The following is a 24,235-nucleotide window of genomic DNA, read 5'->3' as shown; positions in this document are numbered from 1 at the left end:
ATCCTTTATGACTGCACGTCCGTTAAAGCTTTTCTTTAAATTTTTTACCTCTAAAATGTCCATTATTCTTCACTCCTGCCTACGGTAAAATACAATATCGGTCCGATAAACTGAACAATCAGTACAATAACTACCCATATCGCTTTATTTCCAAAACGGTAATGAGGATGGCGCAAAACATGGATCAAAGCCGTGATCGCCAATGCCAGCTCCGCTGCAATTGCCGGAATCAAAAACGGCAGAAATTCCACTAAATCTTTCATTTTAATCTCCTCCTGGCCGGGGCCTGCTAAACGCTCCGGGTATTAATTAATTGTTACTGTAACTTTAATTTCATCTGATGAACAAGACGTTTAAATTCATCTGTTTCAAAAAGAGGCTCAAACTTTGGATTCTTCTCTAAGGATTCCAACAGACTTCCCTTCACTACAGATTCACTCCTTGGCATATTGGTACCGAGTCCCAGCATATCAAACCAATTATCCATCTGATCAAAATACCGGTTCCCCTGGAGCTTCAGCGGGAATATATCTCCGGTAAAAATATCGGCGTATTTCTGAAGCATATCCAGTGCTTTGGGTACCCTTCCCTGGGAAATATATGCCTCCGCAGCCAGGAGGTACATCGGTGCCAGACCCCCGGGGTGCATCTCGATCAGCCCCATTGCTTCTGAAATCTGAATAAAACTATGCATCCACATATCCACTTTTTCTTCCGAATCGGAATACTCATAAATCAGATTTCCAAATCCTCCAAGCGCCAGCAGAATATTCTGATAGATCATCGTCTGGAGTACTTCAATTGCCTTGTCCTTTTTTCCCAGCCGGTCAAATGCCGATGCCAGGATTACTTCCGGCGAAGTTTTGGGGCGGTTACAGTCTTCTAATAAAATCATGGCGGCACTGGGGTTATCCATGCACATTTCACAGCCCGCCTCCAGATAAACCGATACTCCAAGGATATATTCGTCATTGGTTTCTTCTCTTATATGAATCATAAGATCCCTTGTCTTTTCCAGTACCTCCTGGCTTTTTTCCGGTGAATCAGCCAGCATACAATGATTTACCAGCAATGCTCCCATCTCCACCAGAAGCGCCGGGCAGGCATAGTATTTTTTAATCACTTTTTCACATTCCGCGAATACTTGATCAAACGGCTGCTCTGCAAAATCCCGGCAAAATTTTAAATACAATCTGCGGATATCCTCCTTCACCATCTGTGGTTTATAATCAATCAAATCATCGATACTGATGTTAAAATAAGCCGCTAATAACGGAAGCAATGTAATATCGGGATAACTCTGTCCGGTTTCCCATTTTGATATGGCTGCTTTCGACACGCCCAAATATCCTGCAAGTTCATCCTGGGTAATGCCTTTTTCTTTTCTTTTCCCCACCAGGATCGATGCAATATTTATTTCTCTCATTAAAAATCACCTCCATACACGTAGTATAATGGAGGTGATTCTAAAATACAATGGAAATGAAGTTGTTAAATTTTACATAAGTCAACCATTAGTTGACTCCCGGTAGCCGAACTCCCGGGATAGCTGTTCTCTTACTCCCAAAACCTTTTCCGCCAGTTCTTCAATTCTGGCATCCGTCATTTTCATAGCTGGCGCAGATATACTAAATGCGTTCTTAACTTTACCACGGTAATCGAAAATGCAGGCTGCGATACAGCGCACACCAATTTCATTTTCCTCATTGTCAAGGGCATATCCCCGTTCACGGATTTTCTTTAGTTCATGCATCAGATTTTCCAATGAAGTAATGGTATACTCTGTCTTCTTTTCGATCACGCTGTTTTCCCATATAAACTTCACTTCTTCTTCGGGCAGCTGCGCTAAAATGGCCTTCCCCACTCCGGAGGAATACATCGGCCTGGATAACCCAATCTGGGATGCCATCCGAATGGCACTGTCATTTCTAATGATCGGCGTCACCTTATCAATATAGACCACCTCACATCCTCTGCATTCCACCAGATGTACCGTTTCCCTGCACTCATTTGCCAGCTTCTCCAGATAAGGATGGGCAATAGTCACCTCATCCATCCCCGCCAGCGCCCTGCTGGATATTTCCATTAATTTATAAGTAAGACGATATTTATTATTTTCATCCTGGGTTACATATCCCATGCAAATCAGAGATAACAAAAGCCTGTGTACCGTACTCTTATGAAGCCCGATACGGGTGCTCAAATCTACCAGTCCAATAGGTCCGGTACCGGCTAATGTTTCCATCACCATAAATATACGGTCTGCTGACTGTATCGGGTTTTTCAGTTCTTCACTCATAATATCCTCCATCCGCTGTACTAACGCCTTTGAACATTCATTTTATCATTAAAAATTTGGGATCGCAATATAAAAGTTTATTATTTTCCCTATTGACATTTCCTACTATTCTGGATAAAATCAAATTAGTAGTTTTATTTTATAAAACTAAGTTTTATATTATGAAACTAAATATATTTGCCAGTATGACAAATTCCTCATGGCGGAATCACATCATCACATGTTTTCCGCCACTCATCAAACACCTGTGATTATGATATAACGAAATCATTTCAGAAATCAAATATAACAAGGGGGATTACAAAATGTTAAACGAGAAAGCGAAAGAAGTGAAAAAAGATTTTGATTTACTTGCACTGGGTGAACTGCTGCTGAGGCTGTCTCCGCTTGGAAATGAACGGCTTTCCAGAGGCGATACGTTTTTAAAACAAATGGGCGGTGCTGAATTAAACGTGGTTTCCGGCGCCTCCCTACTGGGACTTCGAACCGGCATCATCTCAAAGCTTCCAGCCAATACCATTGGGGCTTTTGCCAAAAACCACGTCCGTTTCTGCGGAGTCAGTGATGATTATCTGACGTATGACGAAAGCAGAGATGCCAGGCTTGGAATCTACTATTACGAATATGGTGCGTACCCACGCAAGCCGGGAATTGTCTATGACCGAATGAATACCTCCATCAATAAAATCTCCACCGGGGATTATCCGGATTCTTTATACCAATCCACGCGCTGCTTCCATACCAGCGGTATCACCCTGGCACTTAGCGAAAGTACCTGCCGTACCGCCATTGAAATGATGAAGCGTTTTAAAGCAGCAGGCTCCCTGATCTCCTTTGACGTAAATTTCCGCGCCAACCTGTGGAATGGCCCCCAGGCAAAAGCCTGTATCGAGCAGATTCTGCCCTACGTTGATATTTTCTTCTGCTCGGAGGATACCGCAAAGCTTACCTTTTTAAAGGAAGGATCCATCCGGGACATTATGAAATCCTTTACCAGAGACTATCCCATCTCCATCGTGGCATCCACCCAGCGAATCGTACACAGTCCCAAGATTCACACCTTTGGCTCGGTGATCTATAATGCAGAAGAGGATGCCTATTACGAAGAAAAGCCATATGAAAATATTGAGGTTGTGGACAGAATCGGCAGTGGGGATGCCTATATCTCCGGCGTACTCTACGGTCTGCTGGCACACAGCTTTGACTGCAGGGCAGCCCTTGCATACGGCAATGCCACAAGTTCCACGAAAAATACCATACCGGGAGATCTCCCCTCTTCCGACCTGGCTGAAATAGAAAGGATTATACAGGGGCATCATTCAGATATCCAAACGGAAATGGATCGCTAGAGCTGCATTGCATAAATAATGGTGAATAGAGTGCCTGCTATCCCCATCAGAATTGTTTCTGCTTCGGCAGCCATTTTCCCCTCCATGCATACAGGATTACCCCCAGCATGGCACAGACCCAGGAAACCGGATATCCCCAGAGTACCGTTTCCAGTTCCGGATAAAACAGAACCATGATATTTACCCACAGCATTCTGATTCCCACCATACTTCCTACCATCAAAAGCATGGAAGTAATGGCTTTTCCGGCTCCCCGGAACACCCCTGTCATAACCTGGGCTACGGTCAGTGTCACATAAAAAGGTGCCACTGTCCGAAGCATCAGGTACCCATTCTGGTTTACCGCCGTATCTGATGAAAATACCCGCAGCGGATATTGCCCGAATAAGAGCAGCAGTATGGTGACAGCCACGGTGTAGGTCAGACCAATCACCAGGGTATTTGCTGCTCCCTTTTTCACCCGGTCCCGCTTTCCTGCGCCTACATTCTGCCCGGTAAAGGTCATTGCGGCCATGCCAAAGCTCATGATGGGAAGTATGACAAAGCCGTCTATTTTCATATAGGAACTGCATCCAGCCATGGCATCTGCTCCAAAGCTGTTTATATTTGCCTGAACAACCACATTCGAGAAGGATATGATGGCATTTTGTATGCCGCTTGGGATTCCCATCATTAACACACGCTTCAGCATGATTCTGTTGATACACAGTTTTTTCAGGTGCAGACGGTAGATATCGTCATCCCGCATTAGTGCCCGGACAACCATATACGCAGATACAACCTGTGATATAACAGTTGCCCATGCCGTTCCAGCAACACCCATATGAAATACTACCACAAATACAATATCCAGGATAATATTGACCACGGATGAAATGCACAGATAATATAATGGACGCTTTGAATCCCCAACACCTCTTAGAATTCCCGCACCCATATTATAGAGAATGTTAAATACGGAACCGCAGAAGAAGATGCGCAGATATGTGATTGATTTATCCATAACTTCCTGGGGAGTTCCCATGACAACCAATATCTGCGGTGATAATACCACCCCAACCCCGGTCAGGACAATTCCTCCGATGATGCTGATTGTAATGGAAGTATGTACGGCATCCTGGATTCCCTTTTCTGCCTTTCCCCCATAATACTGGGAGATTACAACTCCGGCACCTGTTGCAATCCCCATAAACAATCCCACAATTAAATTAATAAGGGAATTGCTGGAACCAACGGCTGCAAGTGCTTCCTTTCCAATGAAATTCCCGGCTATGATGGAATCCACCGTATTATATAACTGCTGAAACAGATTGCCGATCAGAAGCGGAATGGAAAACAAAAGAATTCCCTTTATGATACTTCCCTCGGTCATGACTTGTTTACTGGCTGTTGCTCTACTTTTCATTTTCAAACTCCCTTCCCATAAAAAAACTACCGCCTAAGCAGCAGTTTTTCATAAAATTATCTAAGTAATACTTAACTTCCCGCCAAGATCTTCCGTTGTGAGCAGTCCATTTACCAAAATAAAATGCTCCGGCAGCTTTCCCTCGGTCATCCATTTCAATTCCCAGCCCAGCAGGTCTTTGGTCGTCCTTCCCACATCCCCTCCCAGAGACTCTATAGAATAGCGCATTTGATCTGGTTTACAGCAGGGCTTCCCTTTTAGCCGCAGGCATTCTTGGCAGTAATCACAGTTACCTGCTGCAAGGCTCTTGCTTCCGGGATATTGATCTTCTAAACGGTGCATCACATCAGACAATTTCTTCTTTTCACTTCCCAGATCATGCTTCAGAAAAGCCGATATGGTCTCTTTGGAATGGCTACGCACAGTTTCCTCTTTGGGGATGATGATTCTTGTGCCAATCACATATAGATACTTAAATTTATTCCAGTAATCCATTACATTGAAATCATATGGCGGACATGACCACTTTTTCCCGAAGTCAGGACAAGCCTGACAGCACGCTAAAAACTTTGGTACATCCACATAATCTTTCAGGTATTCCTGTACGGTTATTTTGTTAGACAACTGCTCCGTCGTATAATTCATTTCAATCCTCCCTTTCCTGCTGGATCTGTTCCTGTTGGTTCTATTCTTTTTGCAGCCATTTCATAATCGGGGCGTTGGGATCTGCCGTTTCATTCCCGGACATCTCATAACTTCTATATTTATGCCTGTTATATGAATTTCACTATATACTTTTCATTTCCTGATACAGTCTCCCAATGGGTAGACCCACTACATTGTTATAATCTCCATCAATCTTCTTAATATAAACTGCAGCCCGTCCCTGAATGCCATACGATCCTGCTTTGTCCATAGGTTCTCCGGTTGCAATATAGTCCCTGATTTCCTCATCTGTCATAGGATACATGGTTACATCCGTTCTCTCGGAAAAGGTTGTTACCTTTTTTCTGCCGGATTCCAGCTTAATCAAAGTTACACCGGTATACACCTGATGGGTTTTCCCCTGGAGTAGCTGAAGCATTTCCTCTGCTGCTTTTTCATTCCCCGGTTTTCCCAAAATTCTGTCTGCTATTGCCACGATGGTATCCGCACCAATAATGCATGCATCTTCCTGAATCCCTGCCGCCACTGCCTCTGCCTTCATTGCGGACAGTTCTTCAACTATCTCATCCGGCATGACTTTATCCGTAATCTCCGGTGCATCACTGGTAACCACCGCAAACTGATATCCTGCCTGAGCCAGCAGTTCCTTCCGTCTCGGGGACGCAGATGCCAAAATTATATTCTTCATGTGATCTCCTGTCTGCTGCCATGCAGCCTAGTGCCGGGCGGCACTAGAGCCTGTTTGATAAATGCTCTAAAAATTAATGCCGTTCCAGCCCCAGTCCTTGATTCCTTCGTAAGTGATATATGTTCTGTCTGGAGAAATCTGCAATTCCCGGGATAACAAATTACAAATGGCCTCTGTCATATTCTCACAGTATTCTCTCTCTACCTGTCCAAAGACCTCCACTTTTACATAAGCCGTTGCCGCTTCCTGGTTTCCTTTAAAATATAAGCGGCAATTATCCTCCAGATCCACCATCAGCCAGCTTTCGGTCTTTCCTGGAATTATTTCAATAATTTTACCTAATTCTCTTTTTAATGTCTCTGACTGATTCTCTGTCAAAGAAACGGATACTCTTGTTTTAATATATGGCATTATTAGCCCTCCTTTTTATACAATCAAACATTCCATAAACTCATTATAAACGATTATTCCTGCTCTGCAACAAAAATTCTTTCACTTCACGGAAAATTTCCTCCCGGTTTTCCCTGGTCACTTCTAAAAGTTCCACGTCTTTATGTTGTCTCACCTGATCCAGCCAGGTTCCTTCAAACCCTTTGCGCACTACTCCCACCACCGGTGTCTCCATATCCAGTACTTCCATTATTCTGCGTTTAAACTTCTCTGCCATACCTTCAAAGCGCCCGCACTCATCCATTACAATACATTCTGCGTCCACCCTGATGCGGTCCAGAATTTCAGTCCCCAGCCGTTCAATCACCTGGGTTCTTACCTGAGGATTTCCGTCTTCAAATTGTACAATTACATTTTCTTCTTTCCCGGAATCCGGCAGCGATGCCCGCTTCATAAACAGGGATTTGTTTTTCATATTCCGCGTCTCCCCAAAGCCCGTGGAAAACCCATCATATATCACACCCGTTTCTTCCAATGCACGCTGTATGATCGTGGATTTGCCTACCTGTATCTCCCCGGTTAAAAATAAATGACGCCTATTTACCATGTACATAATACCTCACAGCATCGGGATGCGCTTCTTCCAGTAGAAACAGTCCCTTTGCATTTTCTACATATTTCATCATTAAATGTGTCAGATATGCCTCTTCCAGTGGAAATTCGGGTATCTCTTCTATAGAAGAATTACTTTTTTCCTGGTCATGCCAATTAATATGCTGTATATTCTGAAAAGATATCTGAAGCTGTTTTATATATTCATGCAGTACCATTCTCTTTGATTCATCAATTTCACCTGACTGTACGATAAAGATCATCTGTTCCGCTTCCGCAGACATTTTCCACATAATATCCAGCATTTTACGGTAGAAGTCCACATTTATAGCTTCCACCGGCTGTGACAGGTACTGTTTCACCTGATCCGCCACCAGATAAAAGTGGGTCAGCGCTTCGCTGGTAACCCCATAGTCTATCACACGCTGCGTACTGATATCCAGAATCGACAGATAGGAATTCTGGATTCGGAACAGTTCCCGGACATTCCCCCGGAATTGTCCTTTTAAACTGGTAGGAAAAAAGAAACGGTTTACCAGGAGTACAAGGAGTACCGCTAATACCAGATAGCCGATACGCAGTTCCACAGCCGCCGCCCTGTTCATGGTAATCGATGCCATAAAGAGGGCAAAGCTGGTAGAGAATACGGCCTGTATACGGGTTCCGGGTGTGGTGCAGTACATCAGCGTAACCATAACCGTTGCAAATAGAAAATGCCACACAATTCCAGGAAGATACGAAACGGTAAAAAATACCAGCATACATCCCAGAAAGGTACCGACCAGCCTGTTCTTAACACGGTAAGCACTGTCCTCATACATTGGCTGTATCATTAAGAATGCATTCAGGGGAATCCAGTAGGAATGATTGATATTAGTCAGCTGGCTGATTAAGAAACTCACCATAATAACAATGGATAAGCGCAGTGCAAATCTAACTTCAAATGCATCCAGATGTAATTTCTGCCTGTACTTCTGAAAGATAGAAAACCCTTTTGGATGTCTCCAGGATGTTGAAAAAGCTGGTTTTTCATTTCGGGCTGCCCCATCCAGGATAAGCACCAGCAAATGTAAAAAATTCCGAAAGAAAATATAGAAAAAAGCATCTGCCTGGTCTTTGCCGCCCTCATTTAAGAGGTTGGTTGCTTCCTGTATTAACTCTTCATTATCCACTTTGTTAAAAGAACTGTGTACCCGGTCCATATAATCAGCCAGACGGTAGAGAATCCCTTCATATTCTTCCCGGTATTGCCCGCATTCCTCATCAAAATTTGAGATAAAATATGCCGAGCGCTGAAATAAAAGGGCAAACATATAATGCAGTTTACTTTCTCCCTGCATCTCGAATGCCACCTGACGCCCATCATAGGCAAGCTTATGCAGAGAGCTCTGTATCTCTATGATTTCCTTCTGCATCCGCATATCCTGCCCTCCTTTGGCTATTAACCGAAACTGTCTGGCAAGCAGATCCATTCCCTTTCTCGCTGCCCGGTAATCCTGGGGTCTGCGGTAAATAAATGAATAGAGAGCCAAAGCCACAGACAATACGGTCAGAGAGTAAAGCATCACTCCCAGCAGTGGCAATATCCCCGACCACCCTATGGGCACCAGCTGTAAAAATACAAATGCCATGGCATATGTAAAATATCCTTTCTGGTTAAACTGTGTTGTCTGCAGATACACGAGAAGAAACGGCACTACAAAGTTTAACAGAACACACAGGGGAATATTTAAGGTGGCAAAAAAAGCCAGAATACATAAAAGAAACATTTCCAAAACAAGTCCGCATATGCCCTTCATTGTAAACTTCTTTTGTCGGCGTATCTGAAACGCGGTAGTAAGGAAAGACACCATAATGGAATAACGAGTTCCAAATAAAAAGATGACGGAATAAAAAAGAAACAAAAAAAATAAGATAACCGGCAGAGCAGCATCCCATTTTTTCTTAAACAATAAAATTTTATTTTTCATTGCTGAAAACATTATAATCACTCCACTTCAAATACTTATTATACTCCTATATTTGAAAAAGTGCCAGAACGTGTTTGAAATTACTTTCCTACACTGTGCGTCACTGTTTGTGGGAGATTCGTTTATGAAGGGCGCATAGCGGTCTATGAAGCTTGCGCATTGTAGTAGAATTTTACTTATACAAAGGGTCTGTCTAACCTATTTTCATATGCATTATTTTCCCGAAGCATTTTATTCCACATAATATGATCTACTCCGGTATTACATAGAAACTGATTAAATCTGCATTGAGATTTCGTAAGCTTATAGGGTTTTGCCAATTTTTGTACGGTTTCTTTGTGTAATGTTCCTGTCTCCTGGAAATAACTTCCCAGCTTTTCCAAATCCTTAAATAATTTTCGATTCATGAATTCCGGCACCATGGAAGTACCTGCCGCCCCACTTCTGGCTGCAGTTCCGAGATATTTCATATGCAGCCTTTTCGCCTGTTGTTTCATGCATCGTCTGGCATAATCAGCATGTGCGGAACCTGCAAATCCCATTTGAACAATACATCCAAGCGACTTATTCCCGGTATCCTGTACCTGGAGATTCTCAAAGAGTTTCATTACCGGTCCTGGCATTGCATGTACATAAAGAGGCATTACGATTAAGATCGTGTCAAAACTTTTTATTTTCTCTGCAATGACTTCCGGCTTTTCTTTTTTTATGCAGCACACCATGGGGATTTCTTTCATTCCCTTTACAAACTGCGTTATAAATATTCCTGTATTCCCTTTTTCTCCATGAGGAGAACCATTTATAATGAGAAGTTTCACCTTATCTGCCCTCCTTATATTCCGCAATCGTGCCAATGCATTTAATTTTCCACTGAAATTGGTCGCAGACTCTTCTGAAATAATCTATAAAGAGCTCCCGATCCTCTTTCGATGAGAACGTATCCTGATAATAGATTTCTATTACAGGGGTTTTATCGTATCTGGCAACATGCATTGCTTCGCCGGAAGTATATTGAATATAAGGAAGAACAGATACTATCATTCGGTCCAGCAGCGTTTTCAAATTACCGCTGACAAAACCGCAGGATTCTTGTACCAGAAATACTGCCCTGTCCGCGCTAAAAAAAGCATGATAAAAATCATCCAGATCCTTTTGTACACACCTTCCCGGAGTTTTCAGCCAACAGGACCAGCAGCCAATGCAATCCCTGACCGAAACCCTGCCAAGATCCAGTATATATGTGTCTGATTCCTTTTCCTGAGCCGTTGTGGGTAAAACATCCCACTCCCGGCAATCTTTAATCATAACTGTTTTCAATGTATTTCACCTGAGCTCATCTGAGCTTTCCATTCATAATGATGCTTTCACTATAATGCTGGTGGTTACCCCCAGGTCAATACTTTTTAAATAAATCGTTCTATTAATTTATCGGAATCCAGCTCTCATAATAATTTCTGGGATTCAAGCTTCCCACAACACAGATTCTCGTCCTGATATATACAATCCCTTTCATCTTCAGTTGATTCTCACAAGCCCATCTATTAACCAAATGATACATTCTTCCCATGGTATCATAATCATCCACATTTGATTCTACCACGGTATAGATACTCTTTCCGGATATCAGGTATTGTTTACCGGGGTTTCTTTCCCCCTCTGCGGGCTTAACAATTCTCATTTTGGATTCTTTATATCCATTTTCATCAAAGGTTACTTCCCGGATCATATTGCTGATAATATCTTCTCGTTCTAAATCAATGTTGGGAACTACATGTTCTGTATAATCGGAAAATGCTGACACATAGTCAATAGAATCCGCAATTTCGTAGAGCGGCAGTTCACAAATGCTGTATTGATGAAGATGCATGGGTAAATTCTTTATAAACAATTGATCCTGTGCCAGCCGTTCTTCCATTAACTTTAAGCGCTCAATCTCTTCTTTTAACTGACATTGCTTCCTGGAAAAAATCTCATCAAACTGTGAAATATCATCCTGGTTAATCAGTTCCTTAATCTCTCCGATTGCAAATCCGTGTTTTTTATAATTATCTATAGCCATCAGGCGGAAAATATCTTGGATCGTAAATTCCCGATAACTGCTTTTCTTGTCTTTATTCGGACAGATCAGCCCCTGTTTTTCATAATAGCGAAGTGTCTCTCTCGTGATTCCCAGGCTGTTATAGAGTACTCCGGGGTTATAAACATGGCTGATCCGCTCCATTTCGGGCTGGTCAATTGCGGTAAAGCTTTTCTCGATCAATTTTTTCCTGTCCATGAATCCCTCCTGTGATGGTTAATATATTAATGATATTACTACTGTATCACAGGTAAACAGTAATTCCAAGACATGGTGTCATTTTCCTATATACACGCTTTCATTACTTCATAGCTTTCATTACTTCATAGCTTCTATTACTTCATAGCTTCCATTACTTCATAGCTTTCATCACTTTGTAGCTTCCATCACTTTGTAGCTTCCATTACTTCATAGCCTTCATCACTTTGTAGCTTCCATCACTCAGAATTTGATCCAGATATCCTGCCACAGCATCTTCAAATCCTTTGATATCTGTCAGATCTTCTCCCCAGAATTTTGTATTTTTACAAACGGCATTTGCCAGCGTTTTGGCATCATCGTTACGGTGTTCGTAGAAGAATTCCAGTACTTCCCTGCCATCCCGCACCAGATATTTCTCGTCTCCTCTGACTGCTTCCAATCCATTTTCGGTCAGATTTATCCCGCGGTAGAAAGCGATATAAAATGCAAAAGATGCTGTAATACAAGCAGGCAGTTTTCCAAATTTTTTCACATAGCCTTTCAGGGACGGCATAACTCTTGCTTTCCACTTGGAGGTAGAATTCAGGGAAATATCAAGAAGTGCGTGATCCACAAATGGATTGTTAAATCTCTCTGTTACGGCTGCCGCAAATTCTTCCAGTTCTTTCTGAGGAAGTGATAAGGTTGGGATAATTTCTTCGTATATGGTCTGATTCATAAATTTACAAATGGTCTGGTCATTCATGCAATCCCTCACGATGTTCTGACCCGCAAGATATGCCCCCAGAACCATTGAAGTATGAGCACCATTTAAGATACGCACTTTACGCTGTTTGTATGGCTTATGGTCATCGCAGATGATCACGGGAAGCCCTGCTTTTTCAAAAGGCAGTTCTTCTTTCAAACTCTGGGGTCCTTCGATTACCCAGAAACCAAATACTTCTCCCGTGTCGATTAAATTATCTTCGTAGCCCAATTCCTCACACAGTGCCTGTGCTTCATTTCTGGGATAACCGGTCACAATACGGTCAACCAATGTGGAACAGAAGATATTTTCAGACTTGATCCACTGAATAAAGGTATCTCCAAGATTCCACTGATCTGCATACTGAAGTACACACTTCTCCAATTCTTTCCCGTTATTATCAATCAATTCACAGGATAGGATGATAAAGCCCTTTCCTTTCTCCGATCCAAAATTAAGAAAACGCGCATGCAGAAACTGTGTCAGTTTTCCAGGATAGCTGGAAGCCGGACAGTCAGTGAACTGACACGCCGGATCATAGACAATCCCTGCTTCTGTGGTGTTGCATGCAATAAAGCGCAGGTCGGGATTTTTAGCACATTCCAAAACCCCATCAAATTCTTCATAGGAATTCAGACATCTGCTGACGCAGGAGATTACTCTTTTATCATTTACTTTCTGTCCATTTTCAAATCCCCTTAAAAACAGTGTGTAAAGTCCTTCCTGTTCATTAATTCTCTCCGAAAGCCATGGGGATGATATGGGCTGGCACAGCACAACTTTTGAATGAAACCCGGCTTTTTCATTCATCATATCAATCCAGTAGTCCACAAAGGCACGCATAAAATTCCCTTCGCCAAATTGCAGCACTCTTTCCGGTGCCTGCTCCAGCAGATACCCCTCATAACCTTGCTCTTTTAGTACCTCATAACTTAATTTTTTCACCTTATAACCATTCCTTTCATTTTTTATTCTTTATTCTTCATTCTTAATTTTTCATTCTTAATTTTTTTTCATTCTTCATTTTTTATTTCTCAATTTATATCCTGCTTTCATCTCTCACTTATTTCCTGTTACAACTTAGATTTCTTTTCTCCTTACAGGGTAACTCCCTGTTTAAAGATCGCCATATCATGAAATCCTGCTTTTTCTGCCTTTACCTGTTTTCCGGAAGCCACATCCAGGACATAACCAAATAGTGCTTCCGCCATTTCATCCAGTGTCTTTCCTTCCACCAGCTTTCCGCAGTTAAAGTCTATCCAGTTATCCTTTCTGATGCTCAAGTCCGTGTTGCTAGAAATTTTAACCGTTGGTACCGGGGATGCAAAAGGCGTTCCCCTTCCGGTAGTAAACAAAACGATGTGTGCGCCGCTTGCCGCCAGGGCAGTGGAAGCTACCAGATCATTTCCGGGGGCACTGAGGAGGTTCAGGCCTTTCTCTTCCACCCTTTCCCCATACGCCAAAACTCCCGCCACTTCCGCCTTTCCACTTTTCTGTGTACAGCCCAGGGATTTATCTTCTAAAGTGGAAATCCCGCCCTTTTTATTGCCTGGGGAAGGATTTTCATAGATTGTCTGATTATGGCTGGTAAAATAGTTTTTAAAATCATTAATCAATTCTACGGTCTGGTCAAATAACTGCCGGTTCCTGCAGCGATTCATCAGAAGTGTCTCTGCCCCGAACATCTCCGGCACCTCGGTTAAAATTGTAGTTCCTCCTTTTCCAATCAGCATATCGGAAAAAGCTCCTACCACCGGATTGGCGGTTATTCCGGAGAGACCGTCCGACCCTCCGCATTTCATCCCTATAACCAGTTCTCTTGCATCGGTCCTTTCTCTCCTGGCACGTCCTGCATATTCCGCTAATTCTTCGATCAATGCCAGAGACTCCTCTATTTCATCCCCACAGTCCTGCGCTGTCAGGAACCGTACCCGTTCCTTGTTATAACCCCCAATATATTTCTTTAATTCCTCAATATTAGAGTTTTCACATCCAAGTCCGAGTACCAGTACCCCTCCGGCATTTGGATGATTCACCAGATCAGCCAGAATCTTCCTGGTATTTTCCTGATCTTCCCCCATCTGGGAACAGCCGTAGGGGTGCGGGAATGCGGCTATGGCATCAATGCTCCCCTGCACATATTTCTGTGCCTTCCGTTCAATGGCAGCTGCCACATTGTTTACGCAGCCTACTGTGGGGATAATCCAGATTTCATTTCGAATACCAACCTTCCCGTCTTCCCGTTTATAGCCTTCAAAATACGCAGGTTCCCCATCTGATGCCTCCTGACATAAATTCCCCGATAGATCTGCGCCAGATGTGACTGGAATTTTTTCTTTCTGATAAGTATAGTCCAGCAGTTCACCAAGCCCTGTCTGAATATTATGGGTATGCACCCAGTCACCCTTTTTTATCTCTTCCTTCGCCAATCCAATCGGACAGCCATACTTTATTACCTTATCGCCTTTTCCCATATCTTTCAGTGCGAATTTGTGGCCCTGCATAATATCCTCATTTAGAATCACTTCCGCCCCTTCCAGAATACAGTTCATCCCTTTTCGCAATGGCTTTAATGCAACCGCAACCGTGTCGTTCTGATGAATCCTGATATAATCCTGCATGATACCTTCCCTTCCTCTGCTGTTTCTTATTGTTGCACCTCTTATTCATTCTGAAGTGTTTGGAATATACAATCCTGACATCTGTACACCTTATGAAAGAACCATTCGCTTCAAAGTGAGGTACTGGATCCGGATATGATCCCAGATCCGGATAAACCATTTTTAAGATGTATATACTGTCTGCATTTTATGTAAGTACTTACATTTAAATTACATCAATTATTTAGTTATGTCAATATTAACTTTTATTTTAAGCAAAATTATCTTGATTTTATTATATGTTGCTATTATAATAACTTTAATTCCAATTTGTAAGCATTTACATATTATCTCAAAAATGGAGGTGGCACTTATGAATATCTATGATATTTCCAAAAAAGCCGGTGTATCCATTGCCACCGTATCCCGTGTGCTGAACGGAAATGATAAAGTCAGTGAAAAGACACGTCAGAAAGTCCTAAGAGTCATGGAAGTAGAAAGCTACCACCCAAATGCCTTTGCCAGAGGACTTGGTCTCAATACTATGAAGACAATCGGTATTCTATGTGCCGATTCCTCGGATTCCTATCTTGCCAGCGCCGTTTATTATCTGGAACAGGAACTCCGGCGCTTTGGCTACGATGCACTGCTGTGCTGCACCGGATATGAACTGGAACAGAAGCAGAAATATCTTGAAATTCTGCTTTCCAAGCGGGTAGATGCCATCATTTTGGCCGGGTCCACGTTTATAGAACAGACTAATAAGAATAATCAATATCTCTGCCTTGCTGCCGGGAAAGTTCCGCTTATTCTGCTGAATGGTCATTTAGATGCTCCGGGGATTTACAGTTCCCTTTGTGATGACACCGCTGCTGTTGCAGATGCCGCAGAACGGCTGCTGGCTGGAAAAAGAAATAAGCTGCTCTTTCTCTACCGCTCTCAGTCATACAGCGGCAGACGAAAGCTGGAGGGATTTCTAAGAGCACATACCGGGCGGAAGATCTCGGTGGAAAAAGAGCAAATTATCTGCTGTAACGGTTCGATCACGGATATCAAAGAGCGGCTGCTCCAAGATTATGGGGAAGTTTTTCCATTTGACGGGGTTATCACCTCTGATGATGAACTGGCTATCGGCGTGCTGAAATTTGCCAAATCTGCCGGACTTTCCATTCCCGGCGACCTGTCTGTCATCGGATATAATAATTCAAAAATTGGAATCTGCTGTGAACCCGAACTGACTACCATTGACAATAAGCTGGAGTTTTCATGCAGGCATGCGGTATCTGTTTTAATGAGTGTGCTAAACGGAAAAAAGGTACCTGCAAAAACGGTCATTACCGCAGAAATCATTGCGCGGCAAACTACAGATAATCACTTTTAACCCATACCATTAAGGAGGATTTTACGATGAAACAATTTATGGACAAAGAATTTTTACTTTCAACCCCTGTTGCCAGCAGGCTATTTCATGAATATGCCGATACCTGTCCGGTGCTGGATTACCACTGCCACATTAACCCAAGAGAAATTGCAGAAGACAAACAGTTTTTAAACATTACGGAAGTATGGCTGGGAGGCGATCATTATAAATGGCGCCTGATGCGTTCCAATGGGATTGATGAACACTTTATTACCGGAGATGCATCACCACGTGAGAAATTCCAGAAATGGGCGGAGACGTTGGAAAAAGCAATCGGCAATCCCCTCTACCACTGGAGTCATCTGGAGCTGCAGCGCTATTTCGGTTATATGGGAATCTTAAACCGGAATACGGCTGAAGAAGTATGGAATCTCTGCAATGAGAAATTACAGGATCCGTCTATGTCCGTGCGCAGCATTATTAAGATGTCTAATGTAACTCTGATCTGTACCACCGATGATCCCATTGATACCTTAGAATGGCATAAGATGATCAAAGAAGATGACAGCTTCGATGTGGCAGTGCTTCCTGCATGGCGCCCTGATAAGGCGATGAACATCGAAAAAGCAGACTTTTCGGAATACCTTGGAAAACTCTCAGCCGCAAGCGGCATCCAGGTTAATGACTTAGCCTCCCTGAAAGACGCACTGAAAAACAGAATGGAATTCTTCCATAATAATGGCTGTCTGGTATCGGACCACGCACTGGAGTTTATATACTACAGCCCTGCTGACGATTCAGAGATTGACGCCATCCTTAAAAAGAGGCTTTCCGGGAATGCTGTTACAAGAGCGGAAGAATTAAAGTTTAAAACGGCATTTATGCTGTTCGCAGGACGGGAATATCACCGCCTTGGATGGGCTATGCAATTACATTTTGGATGCAAAAGGGATAACAATTCCTTAAGTTACCGGAAACTGGGCCCAGATACCGGATATGACTGCATTAATAACTATGCACCATCCTCTTTGGCTGCGGATTTTCTGAACTCGCTGATCTGTACTGACCAGCTGCCAAAAACGGTACTCTACTCCCTGAATCCAAATGATAACGCCTATATTGACGCTATCCTGGGATGCTTCCAGGACTCCACCGCCGTTGGTAAAATACAGCACGGAAGCGCATGGTGGTTCAATGACCACAAGCAGGGAATGACGGACCAGATGATATCCCTGGCAAACCTCGGCATGTTAAGCAACTTTATCGGAATGCTGACCGATTCCCGCAGTTTTCTGTCCTATACACGCCATGAATACTTCCGCCGCATTCTCTGCGACCTGATTGGCGGATGGGTTGAAAATGGAGAATATCCGGAAGATTACCAGGCATTAGGTGAAATCGTGAAAGGTATTTCCTATGAGAATGCCGTGAGGTATTTTGGATTTGATTTATAACATTTTAGATAGTTTACGTTCAAAATCATTTGACTTAAAGTATGCTTTAAGTATTATAATTTAATCAATACAGCTTTTCAGCCTGCGCCGCATAAGTTCTTGCGGCTGCAGGACCTGGAAGCAAAAACGTTATCAGGAGGTTATTTATGGGAACATCTAAGGTTTATTTTACAAATTTACATACCAGGAACAACGATAATCTACAGCAGAAACTGGCTCGGCTGATTAAAAAAGCAGGCATTGGCGAAATTGACTTTAATAAAAAATATGCTGCTATAAAAATCCACTTCGGAGAGCCGGGTAATCTGGCATATCTGCGCCCAAATTACGCAAAAACCGTAGTGGACGTCATTAAGGAACTGGGCGGTAAACCATTTCTCACAGATTGCAACACTCTTTATGTTGGCGGACGCAAAAATGCTCTGGATCATATCCAGAGCGCTTATGAGAATGGATTTTCTCCATTTTCCACAGGATGCCATATTTTAATCGGTGACGGATTAAAAGGAACCGATGAAACCCTGGTTCCGGTTGAAGGCGGAGAATATGTAAAGGAAGCAAAAATCGGGCATGCAATTATGGATGCGGACATCTTTATTACACTGACCCATTTTAAAGGCCATGAAGCTACCGGTTTTGGCGGTACACTAAAAAATATCGGTATGGGTTGCGGTTCCAGAGCCGGTAAAATGGAAATGCACAGTGCCGGTAAACCATTTATTAATGCATCTGAATGTATCGGCTGCGGCATGTGCAGCAAGATCTGTGCTCACGATGCAGCTGTTGTCACGGATAAAAAGGCTTCCATCAACCATGATAAATGCGTGGGATGCGGCAGGTGTATCGGTGTCTGTCCCCAGGATGCCGTTAAAGCAGCCTCAGACGAATCCAACGATATTCTAAACCGTAAAATCGCGGAATACAGCAAAGCAGTGGTAAGCAAAAGACCGCAGTTCCACATCAGCCTTGTAATGGACGTATCCCCTTACTGCGACTGCCACGGCGAAAATGATATTCCAATCGTTCCGGATGTAGGTATGTTCGCTTCCTTTGACCCCGTGGCACTGGATGTTGCCTGTGCAGATGCCGTAAATAAACAGCCGGTGATCCCAGGAAGCCTGCTGGAAAAAAGCACCGACCATTCCCACGACCACTTTCACGCAGTCAGCCCGGATACGGACTGGAAGGTAGGGATTGAGCATGCCGTTAAGATCGGGCTTGGCAATCAGGATTATGAATTAATTGAGTTGAAATAAAGAAAGCAGCATGCTGATGCTTGTTTGGGAATTTATTCCCGCCAGATGCCGCTATGATATAGTTAAAGCGCTGTCTTCGTTGAAAACAGCGCTTTTATCTATTTCAATCCTACATCATTTGATCCACCAGAAAATCCCCCATGCAATCAGAGCGATGCCAAGAACCCTGCCGATCAACACGCTTTTCTTTACCCCGATGAGCTGAATGGTCTGAGGCGTGCAAAAAGGAAACAGGGTAAGGGTTGCTCCCAGAATTACAAGCATCAGACAAACCACCCATTCCCCCACAATCAGCGATGCAAAAGTACAAATGATCAGGGGTATTATAACCAGGGCAAGAAATAGCTTTTCATATTTTTTTGCAAAACCTAAAAATTGTTCGCAGTCCTCTTTGCAGGCTTCACTGCAAAAGCTGCAGGTCATGCCGTCTATTTTCTCAATGACAGCATTCTCCACACCACCGGGAATCTTTTTGTTACAGTTCATACATCTCATGCATTACACCTCTTTCACAGAACCTGTTTGGTAATTCACTCCAGCCAACTGATTCTCTCATAAACTTGCTTTCCGGATATGCTATACGATTACATTAACTCATTTTTACGCAGATTGCAACTCTCTGTTTACCCGTTCCATAGCCTCCCCAATCTGCCTGGTGGTAAATCCTTCCCCATGCACTTCATTGGATTCCATAACAATTAAAAATGACTTGGGGTCTGCTGCTTTTACTGCCTTCTGTACAAAATACATTTCTTTATTATTGCAGGCGCATAAGACTACCTGGCGCTCATCCTGTTTGTATCCTCCCAGCGCATTCATTATGGTAGAACCTCTGCCGCAGCACTCTTCGATCACTTCCGTTACTTCTTTTCCATGATCGGTCACAACGATTGCCAGCTTTCCTGCGTTGATGCCGTACATTACTTTATCCACGGCCAATGCAAAGATAAAGTTAATGATCATTCCATAGATAATCCCGTCTACATCTTTGAAAAGAATGCCTCCGGCAAGAATAATTCCCACATCTGTTAAAAATGCGATTCTTCCAAGCGGGAGATACGGCTTCAAAGCTTTCACCGCCATAATAATAAAATCCGCCCCTCCCGTAGAAGAGTTCGCCATGTAAATAATAGCATAACCGAAACCGCCGAAAACACCGGTGCAGATTGCTGCCAATAACCGGCTGCCCTGGTAAACCGGAAGCAGTGGTCCAATGAAATCAATCATCAGTGAAGAAATAACCATACAGCGCAAAGACCGAAAGAAAAATCCCTTCCCCAACAAGCGGTAGCAGATCAGTGCAACAGGTATGTTCAGTACGATGGTTGTCGCACCTACCGGCAGGTCAAACAAACGGTACAGTATTATGGAAATACCGGAAAAACCAGTCATGGGAAAGTTTGCATGCAGCGCAAAATTATAGATGCCTATGGCGATCAAAAGACTTCCCAAAAGTTCGATCCCTATCGTTTTGAATGTTGATTTGTTAAATATTTTCTCTCTCATTTCAGAAACCCTCCTTAAAGTTCTATTCCCGGAACCCTGAATCCTGGCGTAACAGCCAACCATTGCCCTATCCGGTCACAATCTACAGCGCAAATGCTGTAGTTTCCTGCTAGTGCCTCCATTCAGTCAGAAACTATAGGTTTCTGGCCGGATGGAGCACTAGATAGAGTCCTGGAAATATTATGAATTTACAACGAAAAAAAGCCACTGCGAAATATAATAATATAATTCGCAATGGCTCTTGTCTCTTACACAATATCATAGGATTTCGCTTCTGTCAACACCAAAACCCAATCTCCATGCCCCTCTCCTTTAAACGGAGGATAAAATTCCATTTCCTTTTGATTGATCAATTGTCCTGCAAAACTGTATACCCCGGTTTCCGGGTCCATCCAGTATGCATCTAAAATTTTAGGATGGGAAGAGAGCTCCAGCGTAAAAGGCTGCCCCAGATAAGCATAGCAGATCATAAAATCTTTTCCGGCAAATACGCTTACTCTTTCGTATTTTTCTCCCTGAACGGATACCAGCAGATGATCCGACGGAAGGCCATTTTGATAATCTACCCGTTCCATCAGATTTTTTAAATGCATCATCTGGGAGGAGCCTGCGTTGTGTATTGCTTCTTTCCACTCCTGCTTTACCCCAAATGCTCCTTCTCCATCTCGCCTGTTATAAAACTGCATGATGCTGTTATCCCCGTAAGTGTGCCCCATGGCACCTTCTAATACGGACCAGTAAGCATACCGGCGGACATCCCATGACTGCCAGTATCCCTGTGTCTTATCGTGTAAGCCCTGCAATACCTGCTCATAAGACGGCTCTCCATCTACGGTTGGTTTCATAGGAAGCATGCCGTGGTCACGCTTTACATATTTCCAATTGTCTTCTCCGTAATTATCGGGATTTTTGCCATTGTCATCCCAGGATTGCATAACAAGCTGGTCATATCTGCGGTGTCCCGACTGGAACATATTAAAATCCAGCCAATCTTCATTATGGAACCAAATAGAGGAGGAAGTCCTTCCGAAAGGATGAAAACCAACAAGCTGTCCCTTACATCCTTCTTTTAACCTGGAGCCAATCCGCCGGAATACCTCCGGTGCTGCATCTCCTTTTACATCGCCTCCCGCCAGCCAGATAATATTCGGTCTGCTTCCAAACCGCTCTATTAAAAAGTCCAGGTAGGCATCTGCATTTTCCAGGTTCAGATAACCTCGTGCCACATTTCCTCCCCAAGCCGGGAGCAGTGCCATATACAGTCCCAGTTTTTCCGCCATATCTACCATTGCTTCCGTTCTTGTCCAGTAATTTCCTACCAGATCACAGGCAGCAAAATCTTCATCCACGAGCGCATTGCAGCCGTCTATATTTTTCTGGGGCCACTCATGAATCAGCGTGGACTGGATAACATTATATCCTTTTTCCTTTCGGTTTCGCAGATATTCACATGCTTCTTTCTCCGTTAAGTGGCTGAACATCAGCCATGCAGTATCCCCCAGCCAAAAGAAAGGCGTCTCTCCATTTACCAGATATCTGCCATTACTGCTTACACATAAGGGCCCCTTTTCCCAGGGCTTCTTCGTATCAATCATCACTTTTCTCCTGCTTTTTTATTATAGATTTTTATATTTTCTTTTATTTTCTTTTATCTTCTTTTTGATCTTTATACTTATCTTCGTATTAATATGATTAATCTGATTTATCTGTTTTATCTAATTCATCTGAATTTATTTGATTTACCTACTTTATCTAATTCATCTGAATTTATTTGATTTACCTACTTAATCTAATTCAATCTGGTTTAATCTGATTTTACCTACTTTATCTAATTCAATCTGGTTTAATCTGATTTACCTACTTTGTCTAATTCAATCTGGTTTAATCTGATTTTTCTACTTTATCTAATTCAATCTGATTTAACTACTTTATCTGATTAAAATTATATCAGACAACTTCCATAAGTTCTAATAATTTTGTTAGTTATCCGCCACTATTTCCGTTATAATTATATTTAAATAAAAGAACACAACCCGATTTGCCGCGGTCTGTTCCACTGGCATTCCGGTTAATCATTGTTATAACAATATTTTGACAAGACATAGGAGGCTGCTATGTATATTATGAGTTACTCAAAGGATGAGACACAGGCTCTCTATCTGGCCTCCAGTGAAGATATGTTTCACTGGAATGATTTGAATGACGGGGCTCCGCTTCTGGATCTGAGAGATCAGGGCAAAATTATCCGTGACCCTTACTGGTTTACCGATGACCAGGGGCTGTTTCATGTATTGTTTACGGACAACTGGAACAGCACTACCATTGGACATGCCGTATCCCGGGATCTCCAGCGCTTTGAAATAAAGAGCTTTATTCCTGTCATGGGTGATAACAGCGATGTTGCCAATTGCTGGGCTCCCGAAGTATTTATAGACCAGGAAACCAAAGAATACGTGCTGATCTGGTCTTCCAGCTTTTATTCCGGAAATACGGACAAACGGATCTCTAACCGGATTTACAGCTGCCGGACCGTGGATTTTAACATTTTCAGCAAGCCCCGTAAATTTTTCGATCCCGGTCATCAGGTCATTGACGCTACGGTTTCCTTCAAAGATGGTATCTATTATATGGCATTTAAAGACGAACGGGGACATAACAGCCCCGACTCTCCCTATTGTGCCATTCGTACCGCTATCTCTACCAAAGCCAATGGTCCTTATTACAACATATCAGCCCTGCTGACCCCCTGGCGCAGCGAAGGCCCCATCCTGGTTCAGCAGGAATCTGATTTTTATATGTTCTATGATTCTTTTGGTGATCAATGCTACCGGGGTATCAAAAGCAGCGACTTTGAACACTGGACTGATATTTCTGCACACATGGAATTTCCCCGTGACTGCAAACACGTGTGCATCCGGGAGTATATACGGTAGACAGATTTAAGACCCCCTGGGGATCATACGCCGGATGGAGTACTATCCCCTTGCCAGGCAATCTTTTTGTCTGTTATTTTTATACATACTTGGCGTTACCCGGTAAGTCTCTTTAAACTGCTTGGAAAAATAGGAAAAATTGAAATATCCTGTTTCAGCCGCCACTGCCCCTACCGGAAGATTGGTACTGTCAAACAGTCTCTTTGCCTCTTTCAGGCGCAGCATATTAATAAACTGGTTCAGAGATATCCCATTTTCCCTTTTAAATATATGAGAAAGATAGGTAGGATTGAAATAGAGGGCTGCCGCTATGTCATCTCTATTAAAATCTTCTGAAAGATGCTCCATAACATATACTTCTACCTGTTTTATCATTGCAGCATTCATCTATCCAATACGCTCCATAATATCCGAAACTTTAACCGGGTTACCGGTCTTCATAGCTTCTTCCATAGCAGCCATGACCGCCAGAGTATGTATTCCCTCCTGTAAATCGGGCTTCGGTGTAATCCCCCGGTTCATGTCTGTAGCGAAATGTTCCATATAATTCTGATACTCTCCGGCATGATGGCTTTCATTTTCAAACCGGAAATAATATCCATGAGTTTCCGGGAACTCCTGTAATTGGGCTGTTTTTTGAACCGGCTCAAAATTCGTGTAATATTTAAGCTTCGGGTAGCCTGCCCGGCTGATTCCCTTAGACCCACGGATGGTGCAGCTGATA

General features: G+C 43.0%; 24 protein-coding genes. 5 read left to right on the top strand and 19 right to left on the bottom strand.

Translation table 11 applies throughout. The features are described 5' to 3' along the window. Positions 1 to 62: 62 nt before the first annotated feature. The 3 genes from ACH2DQ_RS00955 to ACH2DQ_RS00945 form a co-directional block, all read right to left on the bottom strand. Complete coding sequence (locus ACH2DQ_RS00955; protein WP_394911608.1) at positions 63 to 263, bottom strand: PLD nuclease N-terminal domain-containing protein; 201 nt, start codon at positions 261 to 263, stop codon at positions 63 to 65. A 53-nt stretch (positions 264 to 316) separates the two neighbouring features. Next, positions 317 to 1,426, bottom strand: a complete 1,110-nt coding sequence (locus ACH2DQ_RS00950; RefSeq protein ID WP_394911609.1) for a helix-turn-helix domain-containing protein — start codon at positions 1,424 to 1,426, stop codon at positions 317 to 319. Positions 1,427 to 1,507: 81 nt separating this feature from the next. Next, positions 1,508 to 2,299 carry an IclR family transcriptional regulator gene (locus tag ACH2DQ_RS00945; RefSeq protein ID WP_394911610.1) on the bottom strand — a complete coding sequence of 264 codons (792 nt, stop codon included), beginning with the start codon at positions 2,297 to 2,299 and terminating at the stop codon, positions 1,508 to 1,510. A gap of 305 nt (positions 2,300 to 2,604) precedes the next feature. On the opposite strand from ACH2DQ_RS00945, the gene ACH2DQ_RS00940 reads away from it, so the two are divergent. After that, a complete protein-coding gene (locus ACH2DQ_RS00940; protein ID WP_394911611.1) occupies positions 2,605 to 3,648 on the top strand; it encodes a sugar kinase in 1,044 nt (347 codons plus the stop codon). Between the two features lie 46 nt (positions 3,649 to 3,694). Here ACH2DQ_RS00940 and ACH2DQ_RS00935 read toward each other — a convergent pair whose 3' ends face one another. From ACH2DQ_RS00935 to ACH2DQ_RS00885, 11 genes are all read right to left on the bottom strand, one after another. Then, positions 3,695 to 5,053 carry an MATE family efflux transporter gene (locus ACH2DQ_RS00935; protein WP_394911612.1) on the bottom strand — a complete coding sequence of 453 codons (1,359 nt, stop codon included), beginning with the start codon at positions 5,051 to 5,053 and terminating at the stop codon, positions 3,695 to 3,697. A gap of 60 nt (positions 5,054 to 5,113) precedes the next feature. Then, complete coding sequence (locus tag ACH2DQ_RS00930) at positions 5,114 to 5,698, bottom strand: DUF2284 domain-containing protein (RefSeq protein WP_394911613.1); 585 nt, start codon at positions 5,696 to 5,698, stop codon at positions 5,114 to 5,116. A gap of 142 nt (positions 5,699 to 5,840) precedes the next feature. Beyond that, entirely contained in the window at positions 5,841 to 6,407 is a 567-nt protein-coding gene (locus tag ACH2DQ_RS00925; protein ID WP_394911614.1) for a Maf family protein, read from the bottom strand. A gap of 66 nt (positions 6,408 to 6,473) precedes the next feature. Beyond that, entirely contained in the window at positions 6,474 to 6,818 is a 345-nt protein-coding gene (locus ACH2DQ_RS00920; RefSeq protein WP_394911615.1) for a phenylpyruvate tautomerase MIF-related protein, read from the bottom strand. A 43-nt stretch (positions 6,819 to 6,861) separates the two neighbouring features. After that, entirely contained in the window at positions 6,862 to 7,410 is a 549-nt protein-coding gene (locus ACH2DQ_RS00915) for a nucleoside-triphosphatase (RefSeq protein WP_394911616.1), read from the bottom strand. Beyond that, positions 7,394 to 9,208 (bottom strand): FUSC family protein, encoded by a 1,815-nt coding sequence (locus ACH2DQ_RS00910; RefSeq protein WP_394911617.1) that lies wholly within the window; start codon positions 9,206 to 9,208, stop codon positions 7,394 to 7,396. The genes ACH2DQ_RS00915 and ACH2DQ_RS00910 overlap by 17 nt, the downstream gene beginning before the upstream one ends. 347 nt (positions 9,209 to 9,555) lie before the next feature. Further along, positions 9,556 to 10,197, bottom strand: coding sequence for an NAD(P)H-dependent oxidoreductase (locus ACH2DQ_RS00905; protein WP_394911618.1), 642 nt, complete (start codon positions 10,195 to 10,197; stop codon positions 9,556 to 9,558). A gap of 1 nt (position 10,198) precedes the next feature. Beyond that, positions 10,199 to 10,696, bottom strand: coding sequence for a hypothetical protein (locus tag ACH2DQ_RS00900; protein ID WP_394911619.1), 498 nt, complete (start codon positions 10,694 to 10,696; stop codon positions 10,199 to 10,201). Positions 10,697 to 10,799: 103 nt separating this feature from the next. Then, entirely contained in the window at positions 10,800 to 11,654 is an 855-nt protein-coding gene (locus ACH2DQ_RS00895) for a MerR family transcriptional regulator (protein WP_394911620.1), read from the bottom strand. A gap of 205 nt (positions 11,655 to 11,859) precedes the next feature. After that, complete coding sequence (locus ACH2DQ_RS00890) at positions 11,860 to 13,347, bottom strand: tagaturonate reductase (RefSeq protein WP_394911621.1); 1,488 nt, start codon at positions 13,345 to 13,347, stop codon at positions 11,860 to 11,862. A gap of 152 nt (positions 13,348 to 13,499) precedes the next feature. Continuing rightward, positions 13,500 to 15,023 (bottom strand): UxaA family hydrolase, encoded by a 1,524-nt coding sequence (locus tag ACH2DQ_RS00885; protein WP_394911622.1) that lies wholly within the window; start codon positions 15,021 to 15,023, stop codon positions 13,500 to 13,502. Positions 15,024 to 15,375: 352 nt separating this feature from the next. Here ACH2DQ_RS00885 and ACH2DQ_RS00880 point away from each other — a divergent pair, with 352 nt between their 5' ends. From ACH2DQ_RS00880 to ACH2DQ_RS00870, 3 genes are all read left to right on the top strand, one after another. Then, complete coding sequence (locus tag ACH2DQ_RS00880; RefSeq protein ID WP_394911623.1) at positions 15,376 to 16,383, top strand: LacI family DNA-binding transcriptional regulator; 1,008 nt, start codon at positions 15,376 to 15,378, stop codon at positions 16,381 to 16,383. A 26-nt stretch (positions 16,384 to 16,409) separates the two neighbouring features. Next, positions 16,410 to 17,816, top strand: coding sequence for a glucuronate isomerase (gene uxaC / locus ACH2DQ_RS00875; protein WP_394911624.1), 1,407 nt, complete (start codon positions 16,410 to 16,412; stop codon positions 17,814 to 17,816). Positions 17,817 to 17,962: 146 nt separating this feature from the next. Continuing rightward, the gene (locus tag ACH2DQ_RS00870) at positions 17,963 to 19,072 is read left to right on the top strand and encodes a DUF362 domain-containing protein (RefSeq protein WP_394911625.1); all 1,110 of its coding nucleotides are present in this window, start codon (positions 17,963 to 17,965) and stop codon (positions 19,070 to 19,072) included. 114 nt (positions 19,073 to 19,186) lie between these two features. Here the strand turns inward: ACH2DQ_RS00870 and ACH2DQ_RS00865 are convergent, their stop codons facing one another. The 3 genes from ACH2DQ_RS00865 to ACH2DQ_RS00855 form a co-directional block, all read right to left on the bottom strand. After that, complete coding sequence (locus tag ACH2DQ_RS00865) at positions 19,187 to 19,567, bottom strand: hypothetical protein (RefSeq protein ID WP_394911626.1); 381 nt, start codon at positions 19,565 to 19,567, stop codon at positions 19,187 to 19,189. Between the two features lie 105 nt (positions 19,568 to 19,672). Continuing rightward, complete coding sequence (locus tag ACH2DQ_RS00860; protein ID WP_394911627.1) at positions 19,673 to 20,578, bottom strand: YitT family protein; 906 nt, start codon at positions 20,576 to 20,578, stop codon at positions 19,673 to 19,675. 248 nt (positions 20,579 to 20,826) lie between these two features. After that, positions 20,827 to 22,173, bottom strand: coding sequence for a glycoside hydrolase family 140 protein (locus tag ACH2DQ_RS00855; RefSeq protein ID WP_394911628.1), 1,347 nt, complete (start codon positions 22,171 to 22,173; stop codon positions 20,827 to 20,829). A gap of 528 nt (positions 22,174 to 22,701) precedes the next feature. Between ACH2DQ_RS00855 and ACH2DQ_RS00850 the strand changes: the two genes are divergently transcribed. Next, a complete protein-coding gene (locus ACH2DQ_RS00850) occupies positions 22,702 to 23,511 on the top strand; it encodes a glycoside hydrolase family 43 protein (protein ID WP_394911629.1) in 810 nt (269 codons plus the stop codon). Positions 23,512 to 23,553: 42 nt separating this feature from the next. On the opposite strand, the gene ACH2DQ_RS00845 is transcribed toward ACH2DQ_RS00850, so the two are convergent. Both ACH2DQ_RS00845 and ACH2DQ_RS00840 read right to left on the bottom strand, forming a co-directional pair. Next, positions 23,554 to 23,898 (bottom strand): helix-turn-helix domain-containing protein, encoded by a 345-nt coding sequence (locus tag ACH2DQ_RS00845; RefSeq protein WP_394911630.1) that lies wholly within the window; start codon positions 23,896 to 23,898, stop codon positions 23,554 to 23,556. Continuing rightward, positions 23,899 to 24,235 (bottom strand): Gfo/Idh/MocA family oxidoreductase (locus tag ACH2DQ_RS00840; protein WP_395025112.1); only part of this gene is annotated, 337 nt, incomplete at its 5' end.

This window comes from Robinsoniella sp. (assembly GCF_034124845.1).
This window is presented reverse-complemented; position numbering and strand designations above follow the sequence as displayed.

What these genes read in the sequence shown, in the direction of transcription:
- ACH2DQ_RS00950 (WP_394911609.1), bottom strand. Translation starts at nt 1,426, where the DNA reads ATGAGAGAAATAAATATTGCATCGATCCTGGTGGGGAAAAGAAAAGAA.
- ACH2DQ_RS00895 (WP_394911620.1), bottom strand. Translation starts at nt 11,654, where the DNA reads ATGGACAGGAAAAAATTGATCGAGAAAAGCTTTACCGCAATTGACCAG.
- ACH2DQ_RS00885 (WP_394911622.1), bottom strand. Translation starts at nt 15,023, where the DNA reads ATGCAGGATTATATCAGGATTCATCAGAACGACACGGTTGCGGTTGCA.
- uxaC (WP_394911624.1), top strand. Translation starts at nt 16,410, where the DNA reads ATGAAACAATTTATGGACAAAGAATTTTTACTTTCAACCCCTGTTGCC.
- ACH2DQ_RS00855 (WP_394911628.1), bottom strand. Translation starts at nt 22,173, where the DNA reads ATGATTGATACGAAGAAGCCCTGGGAAAAGGGGCCCTTATGTGTAAGC.
- ACH2DQ_RS00945 (WP_394911610.1), bottom strand. Translation starts at nt 2,299, where the DNA reads ATGAGTGAAGAACTGAAAAACCCGATACAGTCAGCAGACCGTATATTT.
- ACH2DQ_RS00925 (WP_394911614.1), bottom strand. Translation starts at nt 6,407, where the DNA reads ATGAAGAATATAATTTTGGCATCTGCGTCCCCGAGACGGAAGGAACTG.
- ACH2DQ_RS00850 (WP_394911629.1), top strand. Translation starts at nt 22,702, where the DNA reads ATGAGTTACTCAAAGGATGAGACACAGGCTCTCTATCTGGCCTCCAGT.
- ACH2DQ_RS00955 (WP_394911608.1), bottom strand. Translation starts at nt 263, where the DNA reads ATGAAAGATTTAGTGGAATTTCTGCCGTTTTTGATTCCGGCAATTGCA.
- ACH2DQ_RS00930 (WP_394911613.1), bottom strand. Translation starts at nt 5,698, where the DNA reads ATGAATTATACGACGGAGCAGTTGTCTAACAAAATAACCGTACAGGAA.
- ACH2DQ_RS00845 (WP_394911630.1), bottom strand. Translation starts at nt 23,898, where the DNA reads ATGAATGCTGCAATGATAAAACAGGTAGAAGTATATGTTATGGAGCAT.
- ACH2DQ_RS00940 (WP_394911611.1), top strand. Translation starts at nt 2,605, where the DNA reads ATGTTAAACGAGAAAGCGAAAGAAGTGAAAAAAGATTTTGATTTACTT.
- ACH2DQ_RS00915 (WP_394911616.1), bottom strand. Translation starts at nt 7,410, where the DNA reads ATGTACATGGTAAATAGGCGTCATTTATTTTTAACCGGGGAGATACAG.
- ACH2DQ_RS00870 (WP_394911625.1), top strand. Translation starts at nt 17,963, where the DNA reads ATGGGAACATCTAAGGTTTATTTTACAAATTTACATACCAGGAACAAC.
- ACH2DQ_RS00880 (WP_394911623.1), top strand. Translation starts at nt 15,376, where the DNA reads ATGAATATCTATGATATTTCCAAAAAAGCCGGTGTATCCATTGCCACC.
- ACH2DQ_RS00860 (WP_394911627.1), bottom strand. Translation starts at nt 20,578, where the DNA reads ATGAGAGAGAAAATATTTAACAAATCAACATTCAAAACGATAGGGATC.
- ACH2DQ_RS00910 (WP_394911617.1), bottom strand. Translation starts at nt 9,208, where the DNA reads ATGAAGGGCATATGCGGACTTGTTTTGGAAATGTTTCTTTTATGTATT.
- ACH2DQ_RS00920 (WP_394911615.1), bottom strand. Translation starts at nt 6,818, where the DNA reads ATGCCATATATTAAAACAAGAGTATCCGTTTCTTTGACAGAGAATCAG.
- ACH2DQ_RS00935 (WP_394911612.1), bottom strand. Translation starts at nt 5,053, where the DNA reads ATGAAAAGTAGAGCAACAGCCAGTAAACAAGTCATGACCGAGGGAAGT.
- ACH2DQ_RS00865 (WP_394911626.1), bottom strand. Translation starts at nt 19,567, where the DNA reads ATGAGATGTATGAACTGTAACAAAAAGATTCCCGGTGGTGTGGAGAAT.